We start from the raw sequence: 26,692 nt of genomic DNA, 5'->3' as shown, positions 1-26,692 counted from the left end.
TGTGAGGCAGTTTCCCGAATTTCCGCCGAAATCGGTGCCGTGCGCCAGACTCGTAGGGCCGGGGCGCCGCCGGAAGCGCCCCGCCCACTCTCCGGCGAGGAGCGCCCATGGAACCACGCGGCTACCGCATGGTGGTCTCGACCGAACTCAACTACGTCACCGCCTGCGGCACGGCGGAGCGACGGCTGATCGAATGGATCCGGGACAAGGGCTACGACCCGTCCGGGCTGGACGAGGGGCGCACCGAGATCGCCCCTTACGCCACGCTGGACCGTGACTTCGAGTCAGGCCTCAAGGGCGCCTACAGCAGGTGGCGTATGCGCGAAACGCACTCGCCGGCCTCGGGTACCTGGCAGTCGACGCTCATCGTGCGTTCGGGGCTCGAGGAGGACGAGGGCCGTACATGGGTCCAGGTCGACATAGAGCACCAGCCGGCGCTCGCCGGAGAGGTGCCCACACGCGCCAACACTCCCAACATCGTGCGTTCGCTCCTCGACTCGCTGGAGGCACGTGACGCGCAGGCCGACGTCGCGGCCTCGCCCGTCTTCATCGAGGCCGAGGACGTCGACGACTCCATCGAGGAGTTGTGCGACAGCAACCGGCGTCTTCCCGTCGTCATCGCCACGGTGCCGTACGGGAAGGATCCCGACGACTGGTCGCGGTCGGTCGTCGAACCGCTCTTCCGCTGTCTGCACGGACTGGCTGTGCTGTACGTGCTCACCCCGGAAGCGCAAGCCAAGTTCAATGCCGCGTTGGAGTACCACCCCGTGTTCGGAGGTGGCGTGCGCACCTACCTGCCGGGGCTCGACCCGGCGTGGAAACCCGACGCGCAACGGCACCCCGTGATGTCGCGCCGGACCATAGAGGCAGACCTCCGCCGCGCCGCGTCCATCCTCGCCGCGCTTCCCCAACGGCTCTCCTCCCGGCAGCCGTTACCCCCCGCGCTGCTCGGCATCCCGCGCCAGCGGACCCGCCCCCGGTCGACCGCGGACGGCACGGACATCGCCCAACTCCGTTCCGACAACGCGGCGCTGACGGCCTTGCTGGACGAGGCGGAGCGCGCGGAGGGCATCCGGGTCAGCGAGATCAACGACCTGTACGCGGAGCTCGCGAAGGCGGACGAGGCCGAGAGCGAACTGCGCGGCGAGAACGAGGAACTGTACGACAAGGTCCAGGAGTCCCAGCGGCTCATACTGCACCTGCGTGAACAACTCCGGGAGGCAGGGCAGTTCGCCGTGGCCCACGCCGGCGCCGTCGCCGCGGACATCACCTACCCCAAGACCTTCTCCGAGTTGCTGGACCGGCTCAAGGAACTGCCCGGCATCTCGTTCACCGGGCAACGCAAGATCACCAGAGGGCTCGACAGCCAGTCCGTGGACAACTGGCTGCGTGTCGCATGGGACGGGCTGCTGGCCCTGGACCACTTCGCCGCGGCGTCAGCCGGCGACAAGAAGTGCGGCGACTTCCTCAGCTGGTGCAAGTCCGACGCCTCCAGCGCCTTCCCTTTCCCGACGGCCAAAGTGGCCATGCGGGAATCGGACACCGTCGCCCGCAAACCGAAACTGCGCGCTGAGCGCATGCTCCCGGTTCCGAAGGCGGTGGACCCCGAGGGCCGGGTCTTCATGCAGGCGCACCTGAAGATCGGCGGGGGCAACACGATCGCCCCGCGCCTGCACTTCTACGACGACTGCCCGCGCTCGGGCAAGGTCTACGTCGGCTACCTCGGCCCGCACCTGCGCAACACCCTCACCTGACGCCCCAGCGCCCACGAGAACGTGCCGTCCGCCGCCGTGCCCTCAGCCGCGGCGGACGGCACGCCTCGCGATGGGCCGTCGACGCGACGGACGAGACGGGCGCCTCCTCCCGGACCCGCCCTGCGCGGACTGCTGGATTCGGCCCGGCGGTCCGCGCCTCGATCCGCTCGCCGAAGAACGAGTCAGATCGAGAGACCCGCCGCCTCAGCCGCCGCTCTTGCGCCTGAACGATCGCTGGCTCGCCGCCGGGCCGTGGGCCGCGCGGACTTTCGACGCGTCGGGGTTGGCGGCGGCCTCGGCTGCGTCGGCCTGGGCGCCGCGTTTGCGGGCCAGGGCTTCGCGGAACTTGCGCTTGAGGTCGTAGTTGCCGTCGCTGTCCGGTGTCACAGAGGACGTCTCCGGGGTGGCCGGCTCCGAACCTTCTGTGGATGCGGGCTCTGCGGTCATGATGGCCTCCTGGGTTCGGGGTGGGGCGACCACAGCTTGTCATGCCGGGACGCTGGTGACGTCGTCCCTTTATGTTTTCGGCCGATGCCCTGTCATGGCCGAGGCCGTTCACCCCGCAGGTGCTTGCCCCGGCAGCGGCCGGCGACTTTCAGCCGTTGCGGCGTACCAGCGCGGCCTTGCGGGCCTCGGCCAGTTTGCGGGCCTCGCCGGCCTTGCGGGACTTGCCGCCTGTGCCGCGTGGGGTGCCGAGGCCTCGGAACGGGGCATTGGTGTTCTTGGGGCGGGGCGCCGCGGGGCCGCCGTCGAGCGGGGTTCCCGAGGGGCGCCTGGCGCCGGTGATCCGGGTCAGCACCGCCTCGCCCGAGCGCACCTTGGTGACGGTCGCCTCGACGCCGGCCTCGGCCGTCATGCGGCTCACCTCGCGGCGTCCGCCCGCCGTCACGAGCGTGACCACCGCGCCCGACTCGCCGGCGCGGGCGGTGCGGCCCGCGCGGTGGACGTAGTCCTTGGGGTCGGTGGGCGGGTCGACGTTGACCACGAGGTCCAGGTCGTCGACGTGCAGGCCTCGGGCCGCGACGTCGGTCGCCACCAGTACGGTGATCTGGCCGTCCTTGAACTGCGCCAGGGTGCGGGTGCGCTGCGGCTGTGACTTGCCGCTGTGCAGGGCCCCCGCGTGCACCCCGCTCGCCCGCAGATGCCGGGTGAGCTGGTCGACGGCGTGCTTGGTGTCGAGGAACAGCAGGACGCGGCCGTCGCGGGCGGCGATCTCCGTGACGACGGCGTAGCGGTCGGGGCCGTGGACGACCAGGACGTGGTGCTCCATCGTCGTGACCGTGCTCGCGGACGGGTCGACCGAGTGGACGACGGGGTCGTGCAGGAAGCGCTGGACCAGCTGATCGACGTCGCGGTCCAGCGTGGCCGAGAACAGCATTCGCTGACCGTCGGGGCGCACCTGGCCGAGGAGGTCGACGACCTGCGGCAGGAAGCCCAGGTCGCACATCTGGTCCGCCTCGTCCAGGACGGTGATCCGCACCCGGCCCAGGCGGCAGGCGTTGCGCTCGATCAGGTCGTGCAGGCGTCCGGGGGTGGCGACGACGACCTCGGCTCCCTGGCGCAGCGCGGCGATCTGCCGGCTGATCGACAGGCCGCCGACGACCGTGGCCATCCGCAGCCGCAGCGCCTCGGCGTGCGGCGTGAGCGCCTCGGTGACCTGCTGGGCCAGCTCCCGGGTGGGCACGAGGATCAGGGCGAGGGGCTGCTTGGGTTCGGCGCGCCGCCCGGCCGTACGCGTCAGCAGCGGCAGCCCGAAGGCGAGCGTCTTGCCCGATCCGGTGCGCCCGCGTCCGAGGACGTCGCGTCCTCGCAGGGCGTCGGGCAGGGTGGCGGCCTGGATCGGGAAGGGGTCGCGCACTCCTTGTCCGTCCAGTGTCCGCAGCACCTCGGCGGGCAGGTCCAGGTCGGCGAAGGAGACGGCCGTCGGGGCGGTGGCGGCGTCGGCCGTGCCGTCGGGGTGCTTCATGTACTGCCTTCCGCAGAGAATCATGTCGAGGAAGGCCCGGCGGGACCGAACACACGGCGGCGCCCACCGCGACGACCACGCGAACGCGTGACCCTAACACGGGGGGCACACGGAGAGCACACGGCATGGCTCCGTGCCGGGAACCCCGGCCGCGGCGCACGGCCGGGGTTCCCGCGGGTCACCGTGGAGCGGCCCTGTCGTCAGCGTTGCAGGGTGAGGACGCCCGGCCGCCAGGGCAGCAGGTTGTAGGGGCCGCCCGCGGAGGGGTTCTTGCCCTGGTAGAGCAACTGCAGGTTGCAGGGGTCGATGGTCATGGTCTGGTCGGGGTTGTTGCGGACCAGGTCGCCGTGACTGATGTCGTTGCTCCAGCCGGCGCCGCTGTTGGCCTTGCCCGCGAAGGGGTTGTTCTCACCGGCGGCCTGCGGGGTCCACGAACCGTTCAGGCTGGAGGCCGTGAACGAGCGGAAGTAGCGCTGCTCCGTCGCACCCCGGGCCTCGACGATCATGAGGTACTGGTTCTGGCCCTGGACCTTGTAGACCTGCGGCGCCTCGAACAGGTTCTTCGTCGTGTCGCTCATGACCGTCGTGTAGGACGAGCCGAAGTTGCCCGGGAAGTTCCCGATCGGCATGCTCGCCCGGTAGATCTTGCCGTTGTCGCCGGCGAAGAACAGGTACATGTTCTGGCCGTCGGCGATCAGGGTCTGGTCGATCGGGCCGGTGCCTGAGCCGGAGATGCTGCCGGTGAACAGCGGCTGCGGGGCCGACCAGCCGTTGGGGTTGGTGGGGTCGCTGGAGGTGCGGTAGATGAAGGGCCACGCGCCCCACTGGTATGCCAGCACCCAGATGTTCTTGGGCGCGAAGTAGAACAGGGTGGGCGCCACCGCGGACTGGTTCATCGCGGTCTGGCCGGTCGACGCCATGTTCGACCAGTTGGTGAAGGGGGCGAACCTCATCGAGCCGTAGGACGCACCGCCCGTCACGTGCGACCCGTAGACGAGGTGCTTGCCCTGGTAGAGGACGTGGGTGAAGTCCTTCAGTGCCACCCAGCCGTTCGCCGGCTGAGCCAGCGCGCCCGTCGACGTCCACCGGTAGGTCGACGGAAGGGAACACGCTTGAGCGGCCGCCTGGGCCGGGCCCGCGACGAGCGTCGCCGCCACCGAGACCATGGCCGCGGTCGCGGCGGAGAGCGCCAGGGACAGACGCTTGCGGCTGAAGCTTCCTCTGCGCATGAGGACCTCTGATTCTTGAGTGAGCGGTCCCGGCCGGCCCTGTCACGGGCACGACCGGGCTGACCGGACTGTCGAGGTGGGGCTCTTTATGCGGCAGGTGGCGGCCGCCCATGTGCGCGACACGAGCCCTCAATGACGTGGGCATGACATGCACGTGCGGCCACGACGTACGCGTACACCTGGGCATGGGCGGCATGCTCCTTGCGACTCGGCCGTATCGGCGGGCAGGACCGAGTGAGGCTTGTGCGTGATATCGAACAAGGGGCGAAGTGTCGAGCAACTGGATGATGCGGGGGGCCGGTAACAGCGTCAATACCTCTCGCAAGATTCGATACATACACCGAAACATTTCGCGAAGCCCGGGTTGCGCTCCTGAAGGGGCGCTCGGTGCGGCCCCACTCCCCGGCGCGTGCGCCGGCGCCGACCTGCTCGAGACGGGCGCCTGGCTCGCCGAGTTCCAGGCGGTGACAGTTCGCTGACTGCCCGCCACACCGACCCGAGGGACCGCAGGCGGTGCCCGTACTGCCGACGCACCAGCGACCCGCCCGCCGCACCCGGCGCGACGCCCACCCCGACAGAGCTTCAGGACGACGGCCGCGGACATCGCCGCCGCCCCGAGGCGCCCGCCGTTCCCCGCTCATCGCGGGATCCTGACCCTTGCCCCGTCTGCCCGGCGGCATGACGGTAAGCGTGGTCACATTCAGGGAGAGGGCAAGGTCACAGCCGCGCCCTCTCCTGCTCCTTTGCGCCTCTGGCCTAGCATCCGAGCATGACGGTCCTGCCTGACGACGGGCTTGAGCTGGCCGGCGAGTTCCCTGACGTGACGCACGAGCAGTGGCAGCACCTGGTGGCGGGTGTACTGCGCAAGGCGGGCAAGGACGTCGAGGGGGACGCGGCCGAGGAAGCCCTGTCCACCGCACTCGAGGACGGGTTGCGCACCCGCCCCCTGTACACCGCGCGCGACAGCGCGCCGGAACCCGGTCTCCCCGGATTCGCGCCGTTCGTGCGCGGCGGCCGGCCCGAGGGGAACACCGTGGGCGGCTGGGACGTACGGCAACGGCACTCCGCGGCCGACGGCGGCGCGGTCCTCGCCGACCTGGAGAACGGCGTCACCTCGCTGTGGCTGACGGTCGGTGAGGACGGCATCCCGGTGTCGTCCCTCGGCCGGGTCCTCGACGGCGTCTTCCTCGATCTGGCGCCGGTCGTCCTCGACGCGGGCGCCGACGTCGAGGCCGCCGCCGAGGAGTTGCTGCGGCTGTACGCGGAGCGGGGCGTTGCCGCTGAGGCGGCGCGCGGCAACCTGGGCGCGGACCCGCTCGGCCACGAGGCGCGCACCGGGCAGGCGTTCGACGTCGCTCCGGCGGCCGGCCTCGCCCTCCGCTGCGCCGAAAAGTACCCGGGCCTGCGGGCGTTCACCGTGGACGCGCTGCCGTACCACGAGGCCGGCGGCTCGGCCGCGCAGGAGCTTGGCTGCTCCCTGGCCACGGGCGTGGCCTACCTGCGGGCGCTGACCGGGGCCGGGATGAGCGTCGAACAAGGCTGCTCGCAGCTGGAGTTCCGGTACGCGGCGACCGCCGACCAGTTCCTGACGATCGCCAAGCTGAGGGCGGCGCGCCGGCTGTGGGCGCGGGTGGCCGAGGTGTGCGGGGCGCCCGCCGCCGGGGGGCAGACGCAGCACGCGGTGACCTCGCCCGTGATGATGACGCGCCGCGACCCGTGGGTGAACATGCTGCGCACGACGGTGGCCACGCTGGCCGCCGGGGCCGGCGGGGCCGACTCCGTCACCGTGCTGCCCTTCGACGAAGCGCTCGGCCTGCCGGACGCGTTCGCGCGGCGCATCGCCCGCAACACCTCCACGATCCTGATCGAGGAGTCGCATCTGTCCCGGGTGATCGACCCGGCGGGCGGCTCCTGGTACGTGGAGCGGCTCACCGACGAACTCGCCCACGCGGGGTGGGAGTTCTTCCAGGAGATCGAGCAACGGGGCGGCCAGGCAGCCGCCCTGCGGTCCGGGTGGCTGGAGCAGGAGCTGGCCGACACCTGGCGGGCGCGTACCGCGCGGCTCGCCAAACGGCGTGAACCGGTCACCGGGGTCAGCGAGTTCCCGTTCCTTGCGGAGAAGCCCGTCGTGCGCGAGGCGGCTCCCGAGCCGCGGTCCGGTGGTCTGCCCCGGGTCCGCCGCGACGAGGCCTACGAGGCGCTGCGCGCGCGGTCCGACGCCCATCTCGCGACGACCGGCTCCCGGCCGCGGATCTTCCTGGCCGCGATCGGCCCGGCCGCCGCGCACACCGCACGGCTCACCTTCGCCTCGAACCTGTTCCAGGCGGGCGGTGTCGAGCCGGTCACCGAGGGCACGTTCGCCGAGAGCGGCGCCACCGAGGTATGCCTGTGCTCCAGCGACGCCCTCTACGAGGAGCGGGCGGAGGAGGTCGCCGCCGAGCTGCGCGCGGCCGGCGCCGCGCACGTGTTCCTCGCGGGCCGCCCCGGGCAGCACGCCGGGGTCGACGGTTACGTCTTCGCGGGCTGCGACGCCGTCTCCGTGCTCTCCTCCACCCTCGACCGCATGGGAGTGTCCTGATGGGAATCCCCGACTTCTCCGGGATCGAGCTGGGGAGTCCCGCCGCCGAGGGCGGCGCCGACGAGTGGCGTACGGCCGTGAAGAAGGCGGCCGGCGGGGACGACCTGCTGTGGGAGACGCCCGAGGGCATCCCGGTCAAGCCGCTGTACACCGGGCAGGACCTGGAGGGCCTGGACTTCCTGGGCACCTACCCGGGCGCCGCCCCGTACCTGCGCGGGCCGTACCCGACGATGTACGTCAACCAGCCCTGGACGATCCGGCAGTACGCGGGGTTCTCCACGGCCGAGGAGTCCAACGCGTTCTACCGGCGCAACCTGGCGGCCGGCCAGAAGGGCCTGTCGGTCGCCTTCGACCTGCCCACGCACCGGGGTTACGACAGCGACCACCCCCGGGTGACCGGTGACGTCGGCATGGCGGGCGTGGCGATCGACTCGATCTACGACATGCGGCAGCTGTTCGACGGGATCCCGCTGGACCGCATGAGCGTGTCGATGACGATGAACGGCGCCGTGCTGCCGGTGCTCGCGCTGTACATCGTGGCCGCCGAGGAACAGGGCGTGCCGCCCGAGAAGCTGGCCGGGACCATCCAGAACGACATCCTCAAGGAGTTCATGGTCCGCAACACCTACATCTATCCGCCGAAGCCGTCGATGCGGATCATCTCCGACATCTTCGCCTACACCTCGCAGCGGATGCCCCGCTACAACTCCATCTCGATCTCCGGCTACCACATCCAAGAGGCGGGTGCGACGGCCGATCTGGAGCTGGCGTACACCCTCGCGGACGGCGTGGAGTACATCCGCGCCGGCCGTGAAGCCGGCCTGGACGTGGACGCGTTCGCGCCCCGGCTGTCGTTCTTCTGGGCGATCGGCATGAACTTCTTCATGGAGATCGCCAAGTTGCGGGCGGCGCGCCTGCTGTGGGCCAAGCTGGTCAGGCAGTTCGACCCGAAGAACGCCAAGTCGCTTTCCTTGCGGACCCATTCGCAGACGTCGGGCTGGTCGCTCACCGCGCAGGACGTGTTCAACAACGTGACGCGCACGTGCGTGGAGGCCATGGCGGCGACGCAGGGGCACACGCAGTCGCTGCACACCAACGCCCTGGACGAGGCGCTGGCGCTGCCCACCGACTTCTCGGCGCGCATCGCCCGCAACACCCAGCTGCTGATCCAGCAGGAGTCGGGCACCACCCGGGTCATCGACCCGTGGGGCGGCAGCGCCTACGTGGAGAAGCTGACGTACGACCTGGCCCGCCGGGCGTGGCAGCACATCCGGGAGGTGGAGCAGGCGGGCGGCATGGCGCAGGCCATCGACGCCGGCATCCCCAAGCTGCGCGTGGAGGAGGCGGCGGCCCGCACGCAGGCCCGGATCGACTCGGGGCGGCAGCCGGTGATCGGCGTCAACAAGTACCGGGTGGACAGCGACGAGGCGATCGAGGTCCTCAAGGTCGACAACTCCTCGGTGCGCGCCCAGCAGATCGACAAGCTGCGGCGGCTGCGCGAGGAGCGGGACGAGAGGGCCTGCCGGGACGCGCTGGACGCGCTGACCCGGGCCGCCGGGGGCGACGGCAACCTGCTGGAGCTGGCGGTGGTGGCGGCCCGCGCCAAGGCGACCGTCGGGGAGATCTCCGACGCCCTGGAGAAGGTGTACGGGCGGCACGCGAGCCAGATCCGTACGATCTCCGGGGTGTACCGCACCGAAGCAGGCGAGTCCCCGTCCGTGGAGCGCACCCGGACCCTGGTCGACGCCTTCCAGGAGGCCGAGGGGCGCAGGCCGCGCATCCTGGTCGCCAAGATGGGCCAGGACGGCCACGACCGCGGCCAGAAGGTGATCGCGACCGCGTTCGCCGACCTCGGCTTCGACGTCGACGTCGGCCCGCTGTTCCAGACGCCGGCCGAGGTGGCCCGTCAGGCCGTGGAGGCGGACGTGCACATCGTGGGCGTGTCGTCGCTGGCGGCCGGACACCTCACCCTCGTGCCGGCGCTGAAGGAGGCGCTGGCCGAGGAGGGCCGTGAGGACATCGTCATCGTGGTCGGCGGGGTCATCCCGCCGCAGGACGTGCCCACGCTCCTGGAGATGGGCGCGGCGGCCGTCTTCCCGCCGGGGACGGTGATCCCGGACGCGGCGTACGACCTGGTGGCACGGCTCGCGGGCGACCTGGGGCACCCCCTGTGATCGACGTCGACGCCTATGTGAAGGGCGTCCTCGACGGCAAGCGCGCCGTCGTCGCCCGCGCCATCACGCTCGTCGAGTCCACCCGCCCGCAACACCGGGCGCTGGCACAGCGGTTGCTGACCGAGCTGCTCCCGCACAGCGGGCGGGCCCGGCGGATCGGCGTCAGCGGGGTGCCGGGCGTGGGCAAGTCGACGTTCATCGACGCGTTCGGCACGCTGCTGACGGGGCGGGGGCACCGGGTCGCGGTGCTCGCCGTCGACCCGTCCTCCAGCCGCACCGGCGGGTCGATCCTCGGCGACAAGACGCGCATGGAGCGTCTCGCGGTCGACCCGGCGGCCTTCGTGCGGCCCTCCCCCACCGCCGGGACGCTCGGCGGGGTCGCCAAGGCCACCCGCGAGTCGATCGTGGTGATGGAGGCGGCGGGCTACGACGTGGTGCTGGTGGAGACGGTCGGCGTGGGCCAGTCGGAGACGGCGGTGGCGAACATGGTCGACTCCTTCCTGCTGCTCACGCTCGCCCGGACCGGGGACCAACTCCAGGGCATCAAGAAGGGTGTTCTGGAACTGGCCGACGTGATCGCGGTCAACAAGGCGGACGGTCCGCACGAGCGGGACGCGCGCGCCGCGGCCCGTGAACTGTCGGGCGCGCTGCGCCTGATGCACGGCCGGGACGCGGCCTGGACCCCGCCCGTGCTGAGTTGCAGCGCCAGGGAATCCAGCGGCCTGGACACGGTGTGGGAGCGGCTGGAACAGCACCGGACCCTGCTGGACTCGACGGGATGGCTCGCCGGCAAGCGGCGTGAGCAGCAGGTCGACTGGACGTGGTCGATGGTCCGCGACGAGCTGCTCGGCCGGCTGCGCACGCATCCCGGCGTGCGCGCCCTCACCCCCGACCTCGAACAGCGGGTCAAGGACGGGGAGTTGACGGCCACGCTGGCCGCGGAGCGCATCCTCGAGGCGTTCGGGGCCGACGGACAGGAGTGAGGCCGGTGGGGCGAAGGCCCCCCCCGACCCCTGACCTCGCGAAACGGTTGCAGCAACAGAGCGTGACATCCGTCACATGTGTTTTCTCCGTCAACGCCGTCCGGTAGTACTCGACGCGCGGGCGACATAAGGTGATCTGCCCTTACGGATACGGACATACGTTGCGCGTCCGGCCGCTCGCGGGACGCGCGTCGCCCTCTTCGCTCTCCCCCCGGGCTGCGGCGACGCCCTGTCGGGATGTCAGGTCCCGGCATGCCACGTGACGCCGGGACAGCACACCACCGCACCGGTTTCAAGGGGCGCACATGCCTACGATCCCGGGTAGTAGAAGGGCTCTTTCCCGGTCGCTCACCTGGGCTTAACAATGACGGCCCGAAAGGCGTCGCCGCAGGTCAGGGCCAGCATGCATGGTGCCCTGCAGGTCGGCGGCGCGCAGTGGAGTCGACCGAGCGAGGCCCGCACATGAGGAAGCACCGCAGGCAGAGGCAGCACCGGTACGCAGTCATCGGCGCTGTCACCGTCGGGGCGCTGGCGATACCGTCCGCCGCCATGGCCTGTCCGAACGGCCCGACCGCCGTGCCGCAGGTGCCGTGGAGGCAGTGGACGATCGGCGGAACGGGAGCACAGCCCCCCGCACCGGCCGCGCCGCCGGCTGCCGCCCCGAGCGCCGCCGCTCCCGGCACGTCCGCGGCCGCCCCGGCGTCCGGCGCCGTGGCCAAGGTCGTGTCCCTGGTCAACAGCGAGCGCGGCAAGGCGGGTTGCTCCCCGCTGACTGTGAACGCGAAGCTCGCCAAGGCCGCCCAGGACCACAGCGCGGACATGGCGAGCCACCGGAACATGTCGCACACCGGATCCGACGGCTCGGACCCGGGCGCGCGCATCACCCGCGCCGGCTACGCCTGGAGCACCTACGGCGAGAACGTCGCCTACGGGTACTCCACCCCCGAGCAGGTCATGGCGGGCTGGATGGCCAGCCCCGGCCACAAGCGCAACATCCTGAACTGCGCGTTCAAGGAGATAGGCGTCGGCCTCGCCCAGCCCGGCTCCTACTGGACCCAGGACTTCGGCACGGCCCGCTGAAAACGGCCGGCCTCGCACGGGGGCGCGGAGAGCATGGGCATGCTCTCCGCGCCCCCCGCGCGTCTGTCCGCGTCGCCTTCCGCTCAGTCGGCGGGGTCGAGCACGACCGGCAGTTCCGCGAGACCGCGGAAGGCCGGGAACGGGACCTGCATCCAGCGCGGTCCGTCCTCGGGGCGGGCCAGGGCGGCCCTGGGGAACCGGTCGAACAGCGCCGTCAGGGCGATTTCCATCTCCAGCCGGGCCAGCGGGGCGCCCAGACAGTAGTGGCCGCCGTGCCCGAACCCGAGGTGGGCGTTGGCGCCCTTCCGGGTCACGTCGAACTCGTCCGGCCGGTCGAACTTGCGCGGATCACGGTTGGCCGAGTTGAGCGCGATCTGCACCAGCGCGCCTTTGGGGATCCGGGTCCCCGAGTACTCGACGTCCTCGGTGGCGTAGCGGAACGTGGCGCTCTCCACGGAGCCGTCGTAGCGCATCAGTTCGTCGATCGCCGGGCCGAGCAGCTCCGGGTCGTCGCGGACGAGGCGCAGTTGCGCGGGCTGCGACAGGAGGTGGTGCACGGCGTTGCCGATGAGGTAGGCGGTCGTCTTGTGACCGGCGAACATCAGCACGAACGCCGTGGAGACCAGCTCGGTCTCGGTGAGGCCGCCGTCGCCGTCGGTGTCCCGTACGGCGATCAAGGCGCTCAGCAGGTCGTCGCCCGGGCGGGCCCGCTTCGCCGTGATGAGCTCGGTGAAGAAGGCGTGCAGGTCCTTCTCCGCCTGCTGCTGGGCCCGCTTGGACGCCGGGTCGAAGCCGGCCTGCGCCACCGTGGTGGACAGGTGCTGCATCCGCGACCGGTCCTTCGGCGGCACCCCGAGGAGTTCGCAGATCACGACGATCGGCAGCGGGAACGCGAACGCGGGCAGCAGGTCGAAGGGTTCGCGGGTCGGGCACGCGTCGAGCAGTTCCGCGACGACGGTCTCGATCCGCGGCCGCAGGGACTGCACCCGCCGCGGGGTGAACGCGGAGTTGACCATCCGGCGCAGCCGGGTGTGCTTCGGCGGGTCGGCGTTGAGCATGTTGTCGTCCAGCGCCATGGACGACTCGCCGAAGATGCTCCGGTAGGCGTCCATGGCGCCGTACATGTCCTTGCTCAGCCTCGGGTCCGCCAGGGCGGCCTTCGCGTCCTCGTACCGGGTGATCAGGTACGTCTCGTTGCCGTGCGGCGGTCTCATGGGGCAGACCGGCGCCGCCTCGCGGAGGTGGGCGTAGACCGGGTACGGGTCGCTCCGGTACTCCGGGGTGCAGCGTTCGGCGGCGGCGACGGCTTCCTCGGTGGTGGTCACGGACGGCTCCTCAGGTCGAAGAGCGCCTCCGCGTTGCCGCCGAGGATCCGCTGCTGGGACGCCTTGTCGACGGGCAGCTTCTCGATCATGCGGACGAAGTCCTCCAGTGGCGCCGCCATCGGCGGCGAGTCGGTGCCGAACAGCATCCGCTCCGGACCCAGCACCTCTGCGTTGAGGGCCAGGTGGGCGGCGCTGAAGGGACTGGTGTCGACGTACATGCGGCGCAGGGCCGCGACGGGGTCGGCCGACGGCGCGGGCGTCCCGGCGGGTGCGCCCGCGGGAGGCCGGCCTCCGCCCGGGGCTCCAGGGCCGCCGGCTCCCGCCGCGGTTGCGGCGCCCGCGGCGCCCCGGCCCGCCGAGGAGGCGCGGGCCCCCTCCGGGCCGGGGGCGCCGGAACCGGAGGCCCGGCCCGCCGGCGTGCCCGGGGGCGGGCCGCCCCCGGGCCAGTGCCGGGGGCGGGCCGCCGTCTGGAGGCGTTCCGGCAGCAGCGCCATCGCGCCGCCGCCCGTCGCGCCGATCAGCCGCAGACCGGGGTACTTGTCCAGCCACCCCGCGAACGCGATCATCGCCATGCCGACCGTCAGGTCGCCGAACCTGCCGATCTGCTCGACGAAGCGGACGTCGTCGACCTGTTCCGTGCCGACCGGTTCGGCCGGCGCGTGCACCAGGACCGGTACGCCCGCCTCCGCCGCCAGCGCGAAGAACGAGTCGGCGCGCGGGGAGCCGAGCAGCTCCCCGTGCACGCTGGAGGTGGTGATCAGGCCGACGAAGGCGGGGTCCGCCAGGGTCTGCCGCACCCCCTCCAGGTGGTCGTCGTCCCCGAACGGGTTGGCGTACACGTAGCCGCGCAGCTGGTCCGGGAAGGTGGCGATCAGGCCGGACATCCAGGCGTGGAACGCGTGGAGCCGGTCGCGGGGTTGCGCGTAGTTGTCCACGCCCGGGACCCGGGCCATCGCGCCTGCCCCGACGGGGCTGCCGATGATCGTGAGGTCGATGCCGGCCTCGGCACGGGCGGCGAGCATGCCGTCCACGTCGGTCAGGCTGGGGGGCATGGGGAAGCGTTCGGCCGCCTCCGGTGGGGACAGGTGCCCGTGGATGTCGATGATCATGTGTCGCTTCCCGGGTTCGGTGTGAGCGCGCGGGCGACCGCGGCGCAGTCCTCGTCGCCGAGTCCCTGCTCGGTGGCGCGGACGTGGGTCTCGGCCGCGGCGGCGGCCAGCGGGAGGCTCAGGCCGGCCGCCGCCGCCTGCTTGGAAGCGAGCATGAGGTCCTTGGCCATCAGCCGCAGCCGGAAGTCCGGCTCGTCGAAGGTGCCGGTGGCCAGCCGCCGCGACTTGAACGCCATGACCGGGGAGGCGAAGCCGCTGCCCGCGATGGTCTTGAGGACCTGGTGCCGGTCCAGTCCGCAGGCGGTGGCCAGGGCGGTCGCCTCGGCCATGGCCTGCACCTCCACCCCCATCAGGAGGTTGAGGAGCAGTTTCATCCGCATGCCGGACCCGAGTGCGCCCAGATGGACGACCTCCTTGCCCAGCGTCTCCAGCAGCGGCCGGCCGGCTTCGAACACCTGCTTGTCGCCGCCGACGAACAGCCGCAGCTCCCCGTCGCGGGCGTGGTCGCGGTTGCCGAGCATGCCGACGTCCAGGACCGAGGGGATGTCCCCGGCGATCTGTTCGACCTCCTCTGGCGCGACGGTGCTGGCGCAGAGCAGGGTGCCCGGGTAGGGGCCCCTGGCCAGCACGCCGTTCGGGCCGCGCAGCACGTCGGTGAGCGCTTCGCCGTCGGCGACGCTGCAGATGGCGGTGGCCGTCTTCTCGACGGCCTCGGCGGGGTGGGCGGCCACGAAGGCGCCCACCCGGGCGAGCGGCTCGGTCCGTTCCGCGGTACGGTTCCACACCCGGACCGGGATGCCCTGGTCGATGAGTCGGGCGGCCAGCCCGGCGCCCATGGTGCCGAGGCCGAGGACGGCGACGGGGCCGTTGCTCACGGGGGTCATGACGCCACCCCCGCGGTCTCCTTGACGACCCGGAACCGCAGCGACTGCGTCGAGTCGACCCACTGGCGCAGCGGGGCGACCAGCGCGCGGTGCTCCTCGCTCTGCTGCCAGGCGAAGAAGTGCTCGGGCGTCTCCCACTCGCTGGTGATGACCCACTGGCGGGAGTCGTCCACGGGTTCGCCGAGCTTCTCGACGATGTGGCCGGGGGTGCGGGCGACGGACTTCCGGATCTGTTCGTACAGCTCCAGGAACCCCTGCTCGCCGCCCTCGATCACGCGGACGGTGTACACGACGGACAGCTTCTCGGCCGGACGGCCGTTTCGCTCGGTGCCCATGTCTCCTCCTGAGGGTGAGATCCGGCAGGACACGAGTCCTACGCACTCATGACCCCCGGGCGGACGCAACTCCGAATGGGGGACGTGCCAAGCCCCACAAGGGGCCTCACGCTGCGTTGTTGACCTGTTCGAGTGAGCGGCCCGGCGTTCCGTTTCCCGTCGCCGGCGGAACGGACGGAGGTACGGCTGCGAACTTTCTTTTGGAACTCGTCGAATTCGTGGGCGTACTCGGCGTGGGGCGGGGTAGGCGCGCTTTCGTCGCCCCACGGCGGCACGGCACGGCTGAACGGACGCAAGCGGGAGGGAACGGACATGGCCATGGTCCAGGTGCAGGAGACGAGCGTCGTTCGGAGCGCGGATGCGCCGTCCCGGGAGGCTGCCCCGGTCGCGCCGCTGCCGGAGGTCGCCGAGCCGGCCAAGGTCGCGCCGAAGGACGCGCGGGAGCTGACGAAGCTGTTCCTGCAGCGGCTGGCGGTACTGGAGGAGGGCACGCGCGAGTACCAGGACGCGCGCAACACCCTGATCGAGATGAACATGTCCCTGGTGCGCTACGCGGCGGGCCGCTTCCGCGGCCGGGGCGCGGACACCATGGAGGACATCGTCCAGGTCGGCATGATCGGCCTGATCAAGGCGATCGACCGGTTCGAGCTCACCCGTGAGGTGGAGTTCACCTCCTTCGCCATCCCCTACATCGTGGGAGAGATCAAGCGGTTCTTCCGTGACACCTCCTGGGCCGTGCACGTGCCCCGCCGGCTTCAGGAGGCCCGGGTCGAACTGGCCCGCGCCACCGAGGAGCTGAGCTCGCGCCTGGGCCGTACCCCGACCGTCGCCGAGTTGTCGCAGCTGATGAACCTCTCCGAGGAGGAGGTCGTCGAGGCGCGGCTGGCCGCCAACGGCTACAACTCCTCCTCCCTGGACGCGGCCATCGGCGGCGACGCCGACGGCGAGACGGTCCTCGCCGACTTCATCGGCGCCGACGACGCGGCGATGGGGCTGGTGGAGGACTTCCACGCGCTGGCCCCGATGATCGCCGAGCTCGACGAGCGGGACCGGCTGATCATCCACATGCGCTTCGTGGAGGAGCGCACGCAGGCTCAGATCGGCGAGCACCTCGGCATCTCGCAGATGCACGTCTCGCGTCTGCTGTCGCGCACCCTGGCCCGGCTCCGCAAGGGCATGCTGACCACGGACTGACCGCGGTCCCCGGTCGCGGGGAAGTGTCGTCGGACGGCCGGACGGGGCGAGGATCCCCTCCGGCCGTCCGCTCGTGGCATGCGCCGAAGCCCCGCCCCGTCAGGCGGGGTTTCGGCGCGTCTGCACCCTTTCGGAGGCGGCGGTCTTTCAGACGGCCGCCGCGGCCTGGGGCTCGTCCTGGGCGAACTGGGTGCGGTGCAGCTGCGCGTAGCGGCCGTCGGCGGTGAGGAGTTCGCTGTGGGTGCCCTGTTCCACCACGCGGCCCGCTTCCACGACCAGGATGAGGTCGGCGGAGCGCACGGTGGACAGGCGGTGGGCGATGACGATCGCGGTGCGGTCCTGCAGCGCTTCGGCGAGCGCCTCCTGGACCGCCGCCTCGGAGGTGTTGTCGAGGTGGGCGGTGGCCTCGTCGAGGATGACGACGCGCTGGCGGGCCAGCAGCAGCCGGGCGATCGTCATCCGCTGGCGCTCGCCGCCGGAGAGGCGGTAGCCGCGTTCGCCGACGACGGTGTCGAGGCCGTCGGGCAGGGAGCGCACGAGGTCCTCGAGGCGGGCCCGGCGCAGGGCGTCCCAGAGGTCCGCCTCGTCGGCCTCGGGGGCGGCGAGGAGCAGGTTGGCGCGGACGGTGTCGTGGAAGAGATGGCCGTCCTGGGTGACCATGCCGAGGGTGGAGCGCAGGGACCGCGCGCTCAGCTCGCGGACGTCGACGCCGCCGACGCGGACGGCGCCGGAGTCGACGTCGTAGAGGCGGGGCAGGAGTTGGGCGATGGTCGACTTGCCGGCGCCGGAGGAGCCGACGAGGGCGACCGTCATGCCGGGCTCGGCGCGGAAGGAGACGCCGTGGAGGACCTCGGCGCCGCCGCGGGCGTCGAGGGCGGCGACCTCCTCCAGCGAGGCGAGGGAGACCTTGTCGGCGGCGGGGTAGCCGAAGCGGACGTCGTCGAACTCGACGGAGACCGGCCCCTCGGGGAGGTCGCGGGCGTCGGGCCGCTCCTCGATGAGCGGCTTCAGGTCGAGCACCTCGAAGACGCGCTCGAAGCTGACCAGGGCGCTCATCACCTCCACCCGGGCCCCGGCGAGGGCGGTGAGCGGGGCGTACAGCCGGGTCAGCAGCAGCGCCAGGGCGACGACGGCGCCCGGGTCGAGGGAGCCGGCCAGGGCGAGCCGGCCGCCGAGGCCGTAGACGAGGGCGAGGGCCAGGGCGGAGACGAGGGTGAGGGCGGTGATGAACACCGACTGGGCGGTGGCGGTACGCACCCCGATGTCGCGGACGCGGGCGGCGCGGGCGGCGAACTCCGCCGACTCCTGCTCGGGACGGCCGAACAGCTTCACGAGGGTGGCGCCGGGCGCGGAGAACCGCTCGGTCATCCGGGTGCTCATCGCCGCGTTCAGTCCGGCCGCCTCGAGCTGCATGGCGGCCATGCGCCGGCCCATCCGCCGGGCGGGCAGCACGAACACCGGCAGCAGGGCGAGCGCGAGCAGGGTGATCTGCCAGGACAGCGTGAGCATGACGACGAGGGCGACGACCAGGGTGACCACGTTGCTGACCACTCCGGACAGGGTGTTGCTGAAGGCGCGCTGAGCGCCGATCACGTCGTTGTTGAGTCGGGAGACGAGCGCTCCCGTACGAGTACGTGTGAAGAACGCGACCGGCATCCGCTGCACGTGGTCGAACACGGCCGTGCGCAGGTCCAGGATGAGCCCCTCCCCCAGCGTCGCCGACAGCCGTCTGCCCAGGACGCCCAGCGCCGCCTCCAGAACCGCGATGAGCGCGATGAGCAGGGCCAGGCGGACGACGGCGCCGGAGTCGCCGTGCGACACGATCGTGTCGACGACCCGCCCGGCCAGTACGGGGGTGGCGACGGCGAGCAGCGCGGTCACCACCCCGAGCAGGACGAACAGGGCGATGCGGCGGCGGTGCGGACGGGCGAAGCCGTAGATGCGGCGCAAGGTCTCGCGGTCGAAGGGCCGGCGCTCGTGCCGGGCGTTCATGACGCTGTACAACTGCGTCCAGGCGGTGGTCTCCATGCTCATGCGAACGACGTTAGAACCTCGAGCATTGTTGAGGTCAAGATGACGATGTCTGCTCCACTGCCGCAGTCCACGCTGCGGCAACCCCTCGTCGAAGCGGCGGGGACAGCCTCTGCGGGTGTGAGCCCGGTCCACGTGCCCGAAGCGCCCCTCGTCCGCCGCCGGCTGCCCGGGCGCGTTCCGGTGCGCAGGGCGCTGTGCCTGCTGCCCTTCGTCCTCGTCGGGGTCGTCGCGGTGCGGCACCGGTCGGTGCTCGCCGACGGACTCGGCCAACTGCGCTCCGCGGAGTGGCCGTGGCTGCTCGCGGCGGCCTGCTCGACATGTCTGACGTGGTTCGCGGCGGCCTTCACCCGGCAGGGCGCGGTGATGACCAGGCTGCCCCGGCGGCGTTTGCTGGCCACGCAGTTCGCGGCGGGCGCCGCCAACCATCTGCTGCCGACCGGTCTCGGCGCGAGCGCGGTCAACCTGCGGTTCATGACGGTGTGCGGGGTGCCGCTGGCGCGTTCCTCGGCGGCGCTCGCGCTGTACGGGCTGGCGCAGACCGCGGCCCGTACGGCGCTGCTCGGCCTGCTGCTCCTCGCCTTCCCGGGCGCGCTGCGGGTCGGCGCGCTCCTGCCGGACGGCGCGCTCGGCCCGCTGGTGGCAGCGCTGGCCGGCGCCGCGGTCCTGGCCGTGGGCGCGCTGCTGGGCGTACGGCGGCTGCGGTCGGCCGTGTGCGCGCTGCTGCGCACGGCGCTGACCGAGGCCCGCGCGGTGCACGCGCGTCCGGCGCGGGCGCTGGCCCTGTGGGGTGGCGCTCTGGCGTTCCCGCTGCTCCAGGGGGCCTCCCTGGCCGCGGTGGGGCGGTCGTTGGGCCTCGCGGTGCCGCCCGCGCATCTGCTGGTCGCGTATCTGGCGGCGTCGGCGGCGGTCGCGCTGGTGCCCACGCCGGGCGGGATCGGCTCCCTGGACGCGGCGCTGGTGGTGGCGCTGGTGGCGGCGGGCGCCCCGGCGGCGGCCGCCACGGCCACGGTCCTGGCCTACCGCATCATCACCGTGTGGCTGCCGCTGGTGCCGGGGACGTTGACGCTGGGCGCGCTGGTGCGCCTGAAAGTGGTCTGAGCCGGGCCTTCGGCGGCTTCCGGGCCCCGGTCGCCTGGTGCGAACTACCCTGAGGGATACGGCAGGATGAGTCGTCGCGCCGGTCCGGTGGACGGGCGCCGACGCACTTCCCGGAAACTCGAACAGGTGATGACGTGACGAGACCTCACATCCGGTCGTGGACGGCCCCGTCGGCCGCGGAGCGTTGCCCCGGAGGCGCCCGGTGAACCGAGCGCTGACCGTGCACGACCTCGTGTTCTGCGGAATCGCCCTGGCCACCGGTCTGTTGGTGGCCTTCCTGTCGCGCACGCTGCTGCGCTGGCTTGCGGGGCACGCCAAACGCACCCGCTGGAGCGGCGACGACGTCATCGTGGACGCGCTGCGCACGGTGGTGCCGTGGGCGGCGATCGCGGGCGGCGCGGCGGCCGCCGCGGCGGTGCTGCCGCTGACGAGGACGATCCAGCACACCGTGAACCAGTGCCTGACGGTGCTGCTGATCTTCGTGGTGACGCTGTCGGCGGCGCGGGTGGTCGGCGGGCTCGTCCAGTCGGTGACCTCCGCGCGCTCCGGCGTCGCCGGTTCGGCCACGATCTTCGTCAACATCACCCGGGTGCTGGTCCTGGCGATCGGCTTCCTGGTGGCGCTGCAGAGCCTCGGCATCTCCATAGCGCCGATGCTCACCGCTCTCGGCGTCGGCGGTCTCGCCGTGGCGCTGGCCCTTCAGGACACCCTCGCCAACCTCTTCGCGGGCATCCACATCCTCGCCTCCAAGACCGTCCAGCGCGGCGACTACATCCGGCTGAGCAGCGGCGAGGAGGGGTACGTCGAGGACATCAACTGGCGTCAGACGACGATCCGCGCGCTCTCCAACAACCTGGTGGTCATCCCCAACGGGGAGCTCGCCAAGTCGAACATGACCAACTTCATGCGCCCCGAGCAGCAGTTGACGATTCTGGTGCAGGCGGGCGTCGCCTACGACAGCGACCTGGAGCATGTGGAGCGGGTGACCCTGGAGGTCGTCGCCGAGGTGATGACCGGGATCACCGGCGCGGTCCCGGACCACGAACCGGCCGTGCGCTTCCACACGTTCGGCGACTCGCGGATCGGGTTCACCGTGATCCTGGGTGTGGGCGAGTTCAGCGACCAGTACCGGATCAAGCACGAGTTCATCAAGCGTCTGCACCGCCGCTACCGCGAGGAGGGCATCCGCATCCCGGCCCCGACGCGGACGGTGGCGCTCCAGCAGGGCGCGGTGCTGATCCCGCAGCAGCGGCTGTCGGACGACGCCATGCAGGGCGGGGCGTCGGCCCTGCACGACTGAGCGCCTGAACAGCTTTGCGTGGAGGCAGATTTGAGCCCGTGCCGGAGCCTCGCTCCGGCACGGGCTCACCTGTGGCGTCCGGGACCCGATGTGCTGCGTCTCAGAGCGTGGCCGAGTTGTCGTGCCGGCCGGCGCCGGTGCGGGCGTCCGGGCGGACGAGCGACTGCGCCACCGGCGTGACCGCCCAGTCGGGGTGGCCGGGCATCCGAGGGGTCGTCGTGCCGTAGAGCCACTCGCGCAGGAATCCGCTCACGTCCTGGCCGGAGACGTGCGAGGCGACGGCGATGTAGTCCTCGGTGGAGGCGTGGCCGTCGCGGTGGCGGGCCAGGAAGGCCCGCTCGACGGCGTGGAAGGCGTCCTCGCCGATGAGCTGGCGCAGCGCGTACAGGACGAGGACGCCGCCCAGGTAGCGCTGGCTGTCGAACAGGTTGGCCGCGTTCGGCGCGGCGACCGGTCCCGAGGTGCGGCGCCACTGGTCGCCGCGGGCGTAGGTGTCCTTCATCCGGGCCTCGAACGTGGTCAGGCCCAGGGAGTCCGCCCAGCCCCGCTCGTAGCGGTACAGCAGCCCGTAGAAGTCGGCGTGGCCCTCGTTGAGCCACAGGTCGGCCCAGGTGGCGGGGCTGACGCTGTTGCCGAAGTAGGAGTGGACCAGCTCGTGCATCATGTGCGAGCCGATCTTCTTCTCCTCCTGGAGGAGGTAGTTCGGCTTGTACAGGGTGAGGGTCTGGGTCTCCAGGCCCGTGAAGTCGAACGCCTTCGGGTCGTCGGAGTTGCAGGGCAGCAGCCCGTACGTCTCGAAGGGGTAGGCGCCCAGCCGGGCCTCGATCCACTCGACGAGGTTCGGGGTGAGCGCGAGGGCCGGTTCGAGGGCCTCGGCGCGGGCGGCGGGGACGATGTCCCGCAGCGGCAGCCCGTGCGGGCCCTGCCGCTCCTTGACGACGTAGTCGCCGACCGTGATCTGCACCAGTTCGGTGGCGACCGGGGAGCCGGAGCGGTAGGTGTACGCGGTCCGGCCGCCGCCGAGGTGTTCGGTGCGGACGAGCCGGCCGGTGGCGACACCGCGCAGGTTGTCGGGAACGGTGAGCCGCACGGTGAGGTCGGCCTTGTCCGAGGGGTGGTCGTTGCACGGGAAGACGGTGTGCGCGGAGTTCGGCTGGGGGCACACCGCGAAGCCGTCCGGGGTGGGCACCCAGGCGGTGTGCGCCGGCGTGCGGCGCGGGTCGGCGGTGTAGGCGACGCGGACGGTGGTCCGGCAGCCCTCGGGCAGCGGCCGGGCGGGGGTGATCCGCAGCTTCTCGTCGGCCGTCTCGAACGCGGCGGGGCGGCCGCCGACGTGGACCGACCGTATGTCGAGGCCCAGGGCGTCGAGGGAGAGCCGGCTCAGGCACTGGGCGGTGGTGATCTCGACGGCGGCCGTGGCGTCGACCAGGGCGGTCGTGGCGTCGTACGCCAGGTCGAGGTGGTAGGCGCCGACGCGGTAGCCGTCGTTGCCGAGGCTCGGGTAGACGGGGTCGGAGAGGGTCTCGGGGCCGGGGGCGCTCTTCGCGGCGGGCACGCGGCGCCGGCCGGACGACGCCGGCGCGGTGACGGCCGCCCGGGCCGCGGGGGCCGTGGTCAGGGCCGCGGCGGTGCCGGTCAGCGCGATCGCGGGAGCGGTCACTCGGGTGCGATATCTCATGGTCTTCTCGGTCTGCTTTCGCTGGGCGGCCGGTCGGTCGCCTCCGGCCGTCGGAAGGGCGGATCGAAGATCTACCTGCTTGACGACATGAGCGAGCGATTCGGTTGCCCGGACGGACGCAGAGCTGCGCGAGCGGGGCGACCGGGGCGGCGAGGGGATCGCGCGGACCGGTGTGCGGACCCCTGTCGAGCCGGGGACGGTCACGAGATATCTTGATGTCGAGCAATGTTGCAGACGTGGAGCGGAGCACCCGGTGACTGACTCGACCATCATCTATACGCACACTGACGAGGCCCCGGCCCTGGCGACGTATTCCTTCCTGCCGGTGGTCCAGGCGTACGCCTCGCAGGCCGGTGTCGCCGTGGAGACGCGGGACATCTCGCTCGCCGGGCGCATCATCGCGGTGTTCCCGGAGTACCTCACCGAGGACCAGCGCATCCCGGACGCGCTGGCCGAGCTGGGCGAGCTGGCCAAGACGCCCGAGGCCAACATCATCAAGCTGCCGAACATCTCGGCCTCGATCCCGCAGCTCAAGGCCGCGATCGCCGAGCTCCAGGGCCAGGGCTACGCGCTGCCGGACTACCCGGACGAGCCGAAGACCGACGAGGAGCGCGAGATCCGCGCCCGCTACGACAAGATCAAGGGTTCCGCCGTGAACCCGGTCCTGCGTGAGGGCAACTCCGACCGCCGCGCCCCCGCGTCGGTCAAGAACTACGCCAAGTCCCACCCGCACCGCATGGGCGCCTGGACCTCCGAGTCCAAGACGAACGTCGCCACCATGGGCGTGGACGACTTCCGCTCCACCGAGAAGTCCGTGGTGATCGCCGAGGACGGCGCGCTGCGCATCGAGCTCAAGGGCGACGACGGCTCCACGACCGTCCTGCGCGAGTCCGTACCCGTGCTGGCCGGCGAGGTCGTCGACGCCTCGGTGATGCGCGTCGCCGCGCTGCGCGAGTTCCTGACCGCGCAGGTCGCCCGCGCCAAGGCCGAGGGCGTGCTGTTCTCCGTGCACCTGAAGGCCACGATGATGAAGGTCTCCGACCCGATCGTCTTCGGTCACGTGGTGCGCGCCTTCTTCCCGAAGACGTTCGCGCGGTACGGCGAGGCGCTCGCCAAGGCCGGTCTCACCCCGAACGACGGTCTCGGCGGCATCTACAAGGGCCTGGAGGGCCTGCCCGAGGGCGCCGAGATCAAGGCCTCCTTCGACGCCGAGCTCGCCGAGGGCCCGGAGCTCGCGATGGTCGACTCGGACAAGGGCATCACCAACCTGCACGTCCCCTCCGACGTCATCGTCGACGCGTCCATGCCGGCGATGATCCGCACCTCCGGTCACATGTGGGGCCCCGACGGCCAGGAGGCCGACACCCTCGCGGTCCTGCCGGACTCCTCCTACGCGGGCGTCTACCAGGCCGTCATCGACGACTGCCGCGCCAACGGCGCCTACGACCCGTCGACGATGGGCTCGGTCCCCAACGTGGGCCTGATGGCGCAGAAGGCCGAGGAGTACGGCAGCCACGACAAGACCTTCGAGATCCCGGTCACGGGCACGGTCCGCCTGGTCGACGCCTCCGGCGAGGCCCTGATCGAGCAGGCCGTCTCCGCGGGCGACATCTTCCGCGCCTGCCAGACCAAGGACGCCCCGATCAGGGACTGGGTGAAGCTGGCCGTCACCCGCGCCCGCGCCACCGGCGACCCGGCGGTGTTCTGGCTGGACGAGACCCGCGCCCACGACGCCAACCTGATCGCCAAGGTCAACGCCTACCTGCCGGAGCACGACACCGAGGGCCTGGACATCCGGATCCTCGCCCCGGTCGAGGCGACCAAGCTGTCGGTGGAGCGCATCCGCCGCGGCGAGAACACCATCTCCGTCACCGGCAACGTGCTGCGCGACTACCTGACCGACCTGTTCCCCATCCTGGAGCTGGGCACCAGCGCCAAGATGCTGTCTGTCGTCCCGCTGATGGCGGGCGGCGGCCTCTTCGAGACGGGCGCCGGCGGCTCCGCCCCGAAGCACGTGCAGCAGCTGGTCCGGGAGAACTACCTGCGCTGGGACTCGCTGGGCGAGTTCTTCGCGCTGGTGCCGTCCCTGGAGCAGTACGCCAAGCTCACCGGCAACGGCCGCGCCCAGGTCCTCGCCGACACCCTGGACCGCGCCACGGCGACCTTCCTCAACGAGGACAAGTCCCCGACCCGTCGCGTCGGCGGCATCGACAACCGCGGCAGCCACTTCTACCTGTCCCTGTACTGGGCGCAGGAGCTGGCGGCGCAGACCGACGACGCGGACCTGGCGAAGGCCTTCGCCCCGCTCGCCGAGACGCTCACCGCTAACGAGCAGCGCATCGTCGACGAGCTGAACGCCGTCCAGGGCCGGCCGGCCGAGATCGGCGGCTACTACCAGCCCGACCCGGCCAAGGCCGCGAAGGTGATGCGCCCGTCCTCGACGTGGAACGAGGCGCTGGCCGCGTTCTGAGCCGGTGCCGGGCCAGGTCCCTCCAGCTGACGCCGTCCTGACGGTCGTGAGCCGGGGCTCGGCCCACCCCGCGACCACCGCTCCGCCCCGACCGGCACACCGCCGGCCGGGGCGGAGCGCTGTCGGGCCGGAGCCCGTACGCACGCCACGCCTCACGCACAGGAGTCCTCACATGTCCGCCGACGCCGCCTCCTTCTGTCTCCTCCCGGGTGCCGAGGGCTCCCCGGTGATCCTGCATGTGCCGCACTCGGCGCGGGCGATACCGCTCGAGGTGCGCGCGGGCATCGTGCTCGACGACGGGGCGCTGGAGCGGGAGTTGGACCACATCACCGACGCGCACACCGCCAAGATCGCGGAGCTGGCGGCCCGGTCGGCGCGCCTCGCGCCCTGGCGGTTCGTCAACCGGCTGTCGCGGCTGGTGGTCGATCCTGAGCGGTTCCCGGACGAGCGGGAGGAGATGCTGTCGGTGGGGATGGGCGCGGTGTACACGCGGACCACGCACGGCCGGGCGCTGCGGCCCGCCGGCGCCGATCCCGGGCCGCTGGTCGACCGGTACTTCCGGCCGTACGCGCGGGCGATGAGCGAGGCGGTGGCGGAGCGGCTGGCCGCCGTCGGGCGAGCGGTGATCATCGACGTGCACTCGTACCCGAGCGAGCGGCTGCCGTACGAACTTCATGGTGACGGGCCCCGGCCGCCGGTGTGCCTGGGCACCGACTCCTTCCACACCCCGCCCGCGCTGACGGCCGCCGCGCGCGAGGCGTTCGCGGCCGTCGGGGAGACCGGGCTGGACAGCCCGTTCGGTGGGACGTACGTACCGCTGGAGTACTACGGGTCGGAGCCGAGGGTGTCCGCGCTGATGGTGGAGATCCGCCGCGACACGTACATGACCGAGCCGGGCGGCCCCGCCGGCCCCGGCCTGCCGCGGCTCGCCGCCGCGCTGGCCGGGCTGGTCGAGGCGGTCTCCGTCTGACACGGTCCCCCCGGGCGGCTCGCCTCAGCGAGCTCACCCCAGGCGACTCGCGTCAGGCTGCTCGCCTCACGCGCGGAGCCACTCCGTGACGACTACCTCGCCGCCGGTGCGCAGGCGCAGGGCGAACGGGCCGGCGGGCGGGGCGTCGGCGGTGAAGCGGCCCATGGCGTCGGCGGTGAGCACCGCGCCGGCCCGGGGGCCGTCGAGGATCTCGATCGCGGCCGGCTGCGGCGGCAGCAACTGACCCATCAGACCGTGCGCGGTCACCTCCACGTCGACGGTGAGCCCGCCGGTGTCGAAGGTGAGCATCCGCGGCGCGTCCACGGCGCCCCGGACCGGCACGGCGTCCACCAGCGAGTCGAAGGTCAGCTCCGCGACGCGGGCGTCGAGGTCGCGCAGGGCGAACGCCTCGACGGCGATCCGGCACAGCTCGGCCGGGACCGGGTCGAGGACGGCGACCGCTTCGCGCAACTCCTCCTCCAGGCCGCTTTGGTCGTCGGCGCCGCTCGGGACGTGGTCGTCGTTCATGGC

The 26,692-nt window shown here is 71.9% G+C and carries 19 protein-coding genes and 1 pseudogene; 10 read left to right on the top strand and 10 right to left on the bottom strand.

All coding sequences use genetic code 11. From position 1 onward, the window contains the following. Window positions 1-107 precede the first annotated feature (107 nt). Window positions 108-1,754: a hypothetical protein gene (locus tag ACIOC0_RS31500; protein WP_402159149.1), complete on the top strand. Its 1,647-nt coding sequence runs from the start codon at window positions 108-110 to the stop codon at window positions 1,752-1,754. A gap of 204 nt (window positions 1,755-1,958) precedes the next feature. On the opposite strand, the gene ACIOC0_RS31495 is transcribed toward ACIOC0_RS31500, so the two are convergent. The 3 genes and pseudogenes from ACIOC0_RS31495 to ACIOC0_RS31485 form a co-directional block, all read right to left on the bottom strand. Continuing rightward, the gene (locus ACIOC0_RS31495) at window positions 1,959-2,201 is read right to left on the bottom strand and encodes a DUF5302 domain-containing protein (RefSeq protein WP_402159148.1); all 243 of its coding nucleotides are present in this window, start codon (window positions 2,199-2,201) and stop codon (window positions 1,959-1,961) included. A 148-nt stretch (window positions 2,202-2,349) separates the two neighbouring features. After that, window positions 2,350-3,720, bottom strand: coding sequence for a DEAD/DEAH box helicase (locus ACIOC0_RS31490; RefSeq protein WP_402159147.1), 1,371 nt, complete (start codon window positions 3,718-3,720; stop codon window positions 2,350-2,352). A 200-nt stretch (window positions 3,721-3,920) separates the two neighbouring features. Further along, window positions 3,921-4,829 (bottom strand): annotated as a pseudogene (locus tag ACIOC0_RS31485) (non-reducing end alpha-L-arabinofuranosidase family hydrolase); the annotation flags it as partial. Window positions 4,830-5,718: 889 nt separating this feature from the next. On the opposite strand from ACIOC0_RS31485, the gene ACIOC0_RS31480 reads away from it, so the two are divergent. From ACIOC0_RS31480 to ACIOC0_RS31465, 4 genes are all read left to right on the top strand, one after another. Then, on the top strand, window positions 5,719-7,527 hold the full coding sequence (locus ACIOC0_RS31480; protein WP_402159146.1) for a methylmalonyl-CoA mutase family protein: 1,809 nt from the start codon (window positions 5,719-5,721) through the stop codon (window positions 7,525-7,527). Next, a complete protein-coding gene (scpA, locus tag ACIOC0_RS31475; protein ID WP_402159145.1) occupies window positions 7,527-9,701 on the top strand; it encodes a methylmalonyl-CoA mutase in 2,175 nt (724 codons plus the stop codon). Before ACIOC0_RS31480 ends, scpA begins: the two co-directional genes overlap by 1 nt. Next, entirely contained in the window at window positions 9,698-10,684 is a 987-nt protein-coding gene (gene meaB / locus ACIOC0_RS31470) for a methylmalonyl Co-A mutase-associated GTPase MeaB (protein WP_402159144.1), read from the top strand. Before scpA ends, meaB begins: the two co-directional genes overlap by 4 nt. Before the next feature lie 462 nt (window positions 10,685-11,146). Beyond that, the gene (locus ACIOC0_RS31465) at window positions 11,147-11,764 is read left to right on the top strand and encodes a CAP domain-containing protein (protein WP_402159143.1); all 618 of its coding nucleotides are present in this window, start codon (window positions 11,147-11,149) and stop codon (window positions 11,762-11,764) included. 83 nt (window positions 11,765-11,847) lie between these two features. Here ACIOC0_RS31465 and ACIOC0_RS31460 read toward each other — a convergent pair whose 3' ends face one another. The 4 genes from ACIOC0_RS31460 to ACIOC0_RS31445 are packed head-to-tail and all read right to left on the bottom strand — an operon-like array spanning window position 11,848 to window position 15,417. Then, window positions 11,848-13,089, bottom strand: a complete 1,242-nt coding sequence (locus tag ACIOC0_RS31460; protein WP_402159142.1) for a cytochrome P450 — start codon at window positions 13,087-13,089, stop codon at window positions 11,848-11,850. Continuing rightward, the gene (locus tag ACIOC0_RS31455; protein ID WP_402159141.1) at window positions 13,086-14,198 is read right to left on the bottom strand and encodes an amidohydrolase family protein; all 1,113 of its coding nucleotides are present in this window, start codon (window positions 14,196-14,198) and stop codon (window positions 13,086-13,088) included. The genes ACIOC0_RS31460 and ACIOC0_RS31455 overlap by 4 nt, the downstream gene beginning before the upstream one ends. Then, a complete protein-coding gene (locus tag ACIOC0_RS31450; RefSeq protein WP_402159140.1) occupies window positions 14,195-15,082 on the bottom strand; it encodes an NAD(P)-dependent oxidoreductase in 888 nt (295 codons plus the stop codon). Before ACIOC0_RS31450 ends, ACIOC0_RS31455 begins: the two co-directional genes overlap by 4 nt. Further along, window positions 15,079-15,417 (bottom strand): antibiotic biosynthesis monooxygenase, encoded by a 339-nt coding sequence (locus ACIOC0_RS31445; protein WP_130442883.1) that lies wholly within the window; start codon window positions 15,415-15,417, stop codon window positions 15,079-15,081. Before ACIOC0_RS31445 ends, ACIOC0_RS31450 begins: the two co-directional genes overlap by 4 nt. A gap of 312 nt (window positions 15,418-15,729) precedes the next feature. Here ACIOC0_RS31445 and ACIOC0_RS31440 point away from each other — a divergent pair, with 312 nt between their 5' ends. Continuing rightward, a complete protein-coding gene (locus tag ACIOC0_RS31440; RefSeq protein WP_402159139.1) occupies window positions 15,730-16,611 on the top strand; it encodes an RNA polymerase sigma factor SigF in 882 nt (293 codons plus the stop codon). Between the two features lie 147 nt (window positions 16,612-16,758). Here ACIOC0_RS31440 and ACIOC0_RS31435 read toward each other — a convergent pair whose 3' ends face one another. Continuing rightward, window positions 16,759-18,645, bottom strand: a complete 1,887-nt coding sequence (locus ACIOC0_RS31435; protein ID WP_402159138.1) for an ABC transporter ATP-binding protein — start codon at window positions 18,643-18,645, stop codon at window positions 16,759-16,761. A 198-nt stretch (window positions 18,646-18,843) separates the two neighbouring features. Between ACIOC0_RS31435 and ACIOC0_RS31430 the strand changes: the two genes are divergently transcribed. Together ACIOC0_RS31430 and ACIOC0_RS31425 are read left to right on the top strand one after the other, a co-directional pair. After that, complete coding sequence (locus ACIOC0_RS31430) at window positions 18,844-19,743, top strand: lysylphosphatidylglycerol synthase domain-containing protein (RefSeq protein WP_402159338.1); 900 nt, start codon at window positions 18,844-18,846, stop codon at window positions 19,741-19,743. Between the two features lie 202 nt (window positions 19,744-19,945). Then, a complete protein-coding gene (locus ACIOC0_RS31425; RefSeq protein WP_402159137.1) occupies window positions 19,946-21,043 on the top strand; it encodes a mechanosensitive ion channel family protein in 1,098 nt (365 codons plus the stop codon). 100 nt (window positions 21,044-21,143) lie between these two features. Here ACIOC0_RS31425 and ACIOC0_RS31420 read toward each other — a convergent pair whose 3' ends face one another. Continuing rightward, complete coding sequence (locus tag ACIOC0_RS31420; protein ID WP_402159136.1) at window positions 21,144-22,721, bottom strand: M1 family metallopeptidase; 1,578 nt, start codon at window positions 22,719-22,721, stop codon at window positions 21,144-21,146. Window positions 22,722-22,974: 253 nt separating this feature from the next. Between ACIOC0_RS31420 and ACIOC0_RS31415 the strand changes: the two genes are divergently transcribed. After that, window positions 22,975-25,191 carry an NADP-dependent isocitrate dehydrogenase gene (locus ACIOC0_RS31415; RefSeq protein WP_402159135.1) on the top strand — a complete coding sequence of 739 codons (2,217 nt, stop codon included), beginning with the start codon at window positions 22,975-22,977 and terminating at the stop codon, window positions 25,189-25,191. Window positions 25,192-25,363: 172 nt separating this feature from the next. Further along, entirely contained in the window at window positions 25,364-26,161 is a 798-nt protein-coding gene (locus tag ACIOC0_RS31410) for an N-formylglutamate amidohydrolase (protein WP_402159134.1), read from the top strand. A 66-nt stretch (window positions 26,162-26,227) separates the two neighbouring features. On the opposite strand, the gene ACIOC0_RS31405 is transcribed toward ACIOC0_RS31410, so the two are convergent. Beyond that, a complete protein-coding gene (locus ACIOC0_RS31405; protein WP_402159133.1) occupies window positions 26,228-26,689 on the bottom strand; it encodes a hypothetical protein in 462 nt (153 codons plus the stop codon). Window positions 26,690-26,692 lie beyond the last annotated feature (3 nt).

Origin of the sequence: Streptomyces sp. NPDC088254 (assembly GCF_044740925.1) — a bacterium.
Taxonomy (GTDB): Bacteria; Actinomycetota; Actinomycetes; order Streptomycetales; family Streptomycetaceae; genus Streptomyces.
Note: the sequence above shows the minus strand (reverse complement) of the source record. Positions and strands in the feature narration are given on the sequence as shown.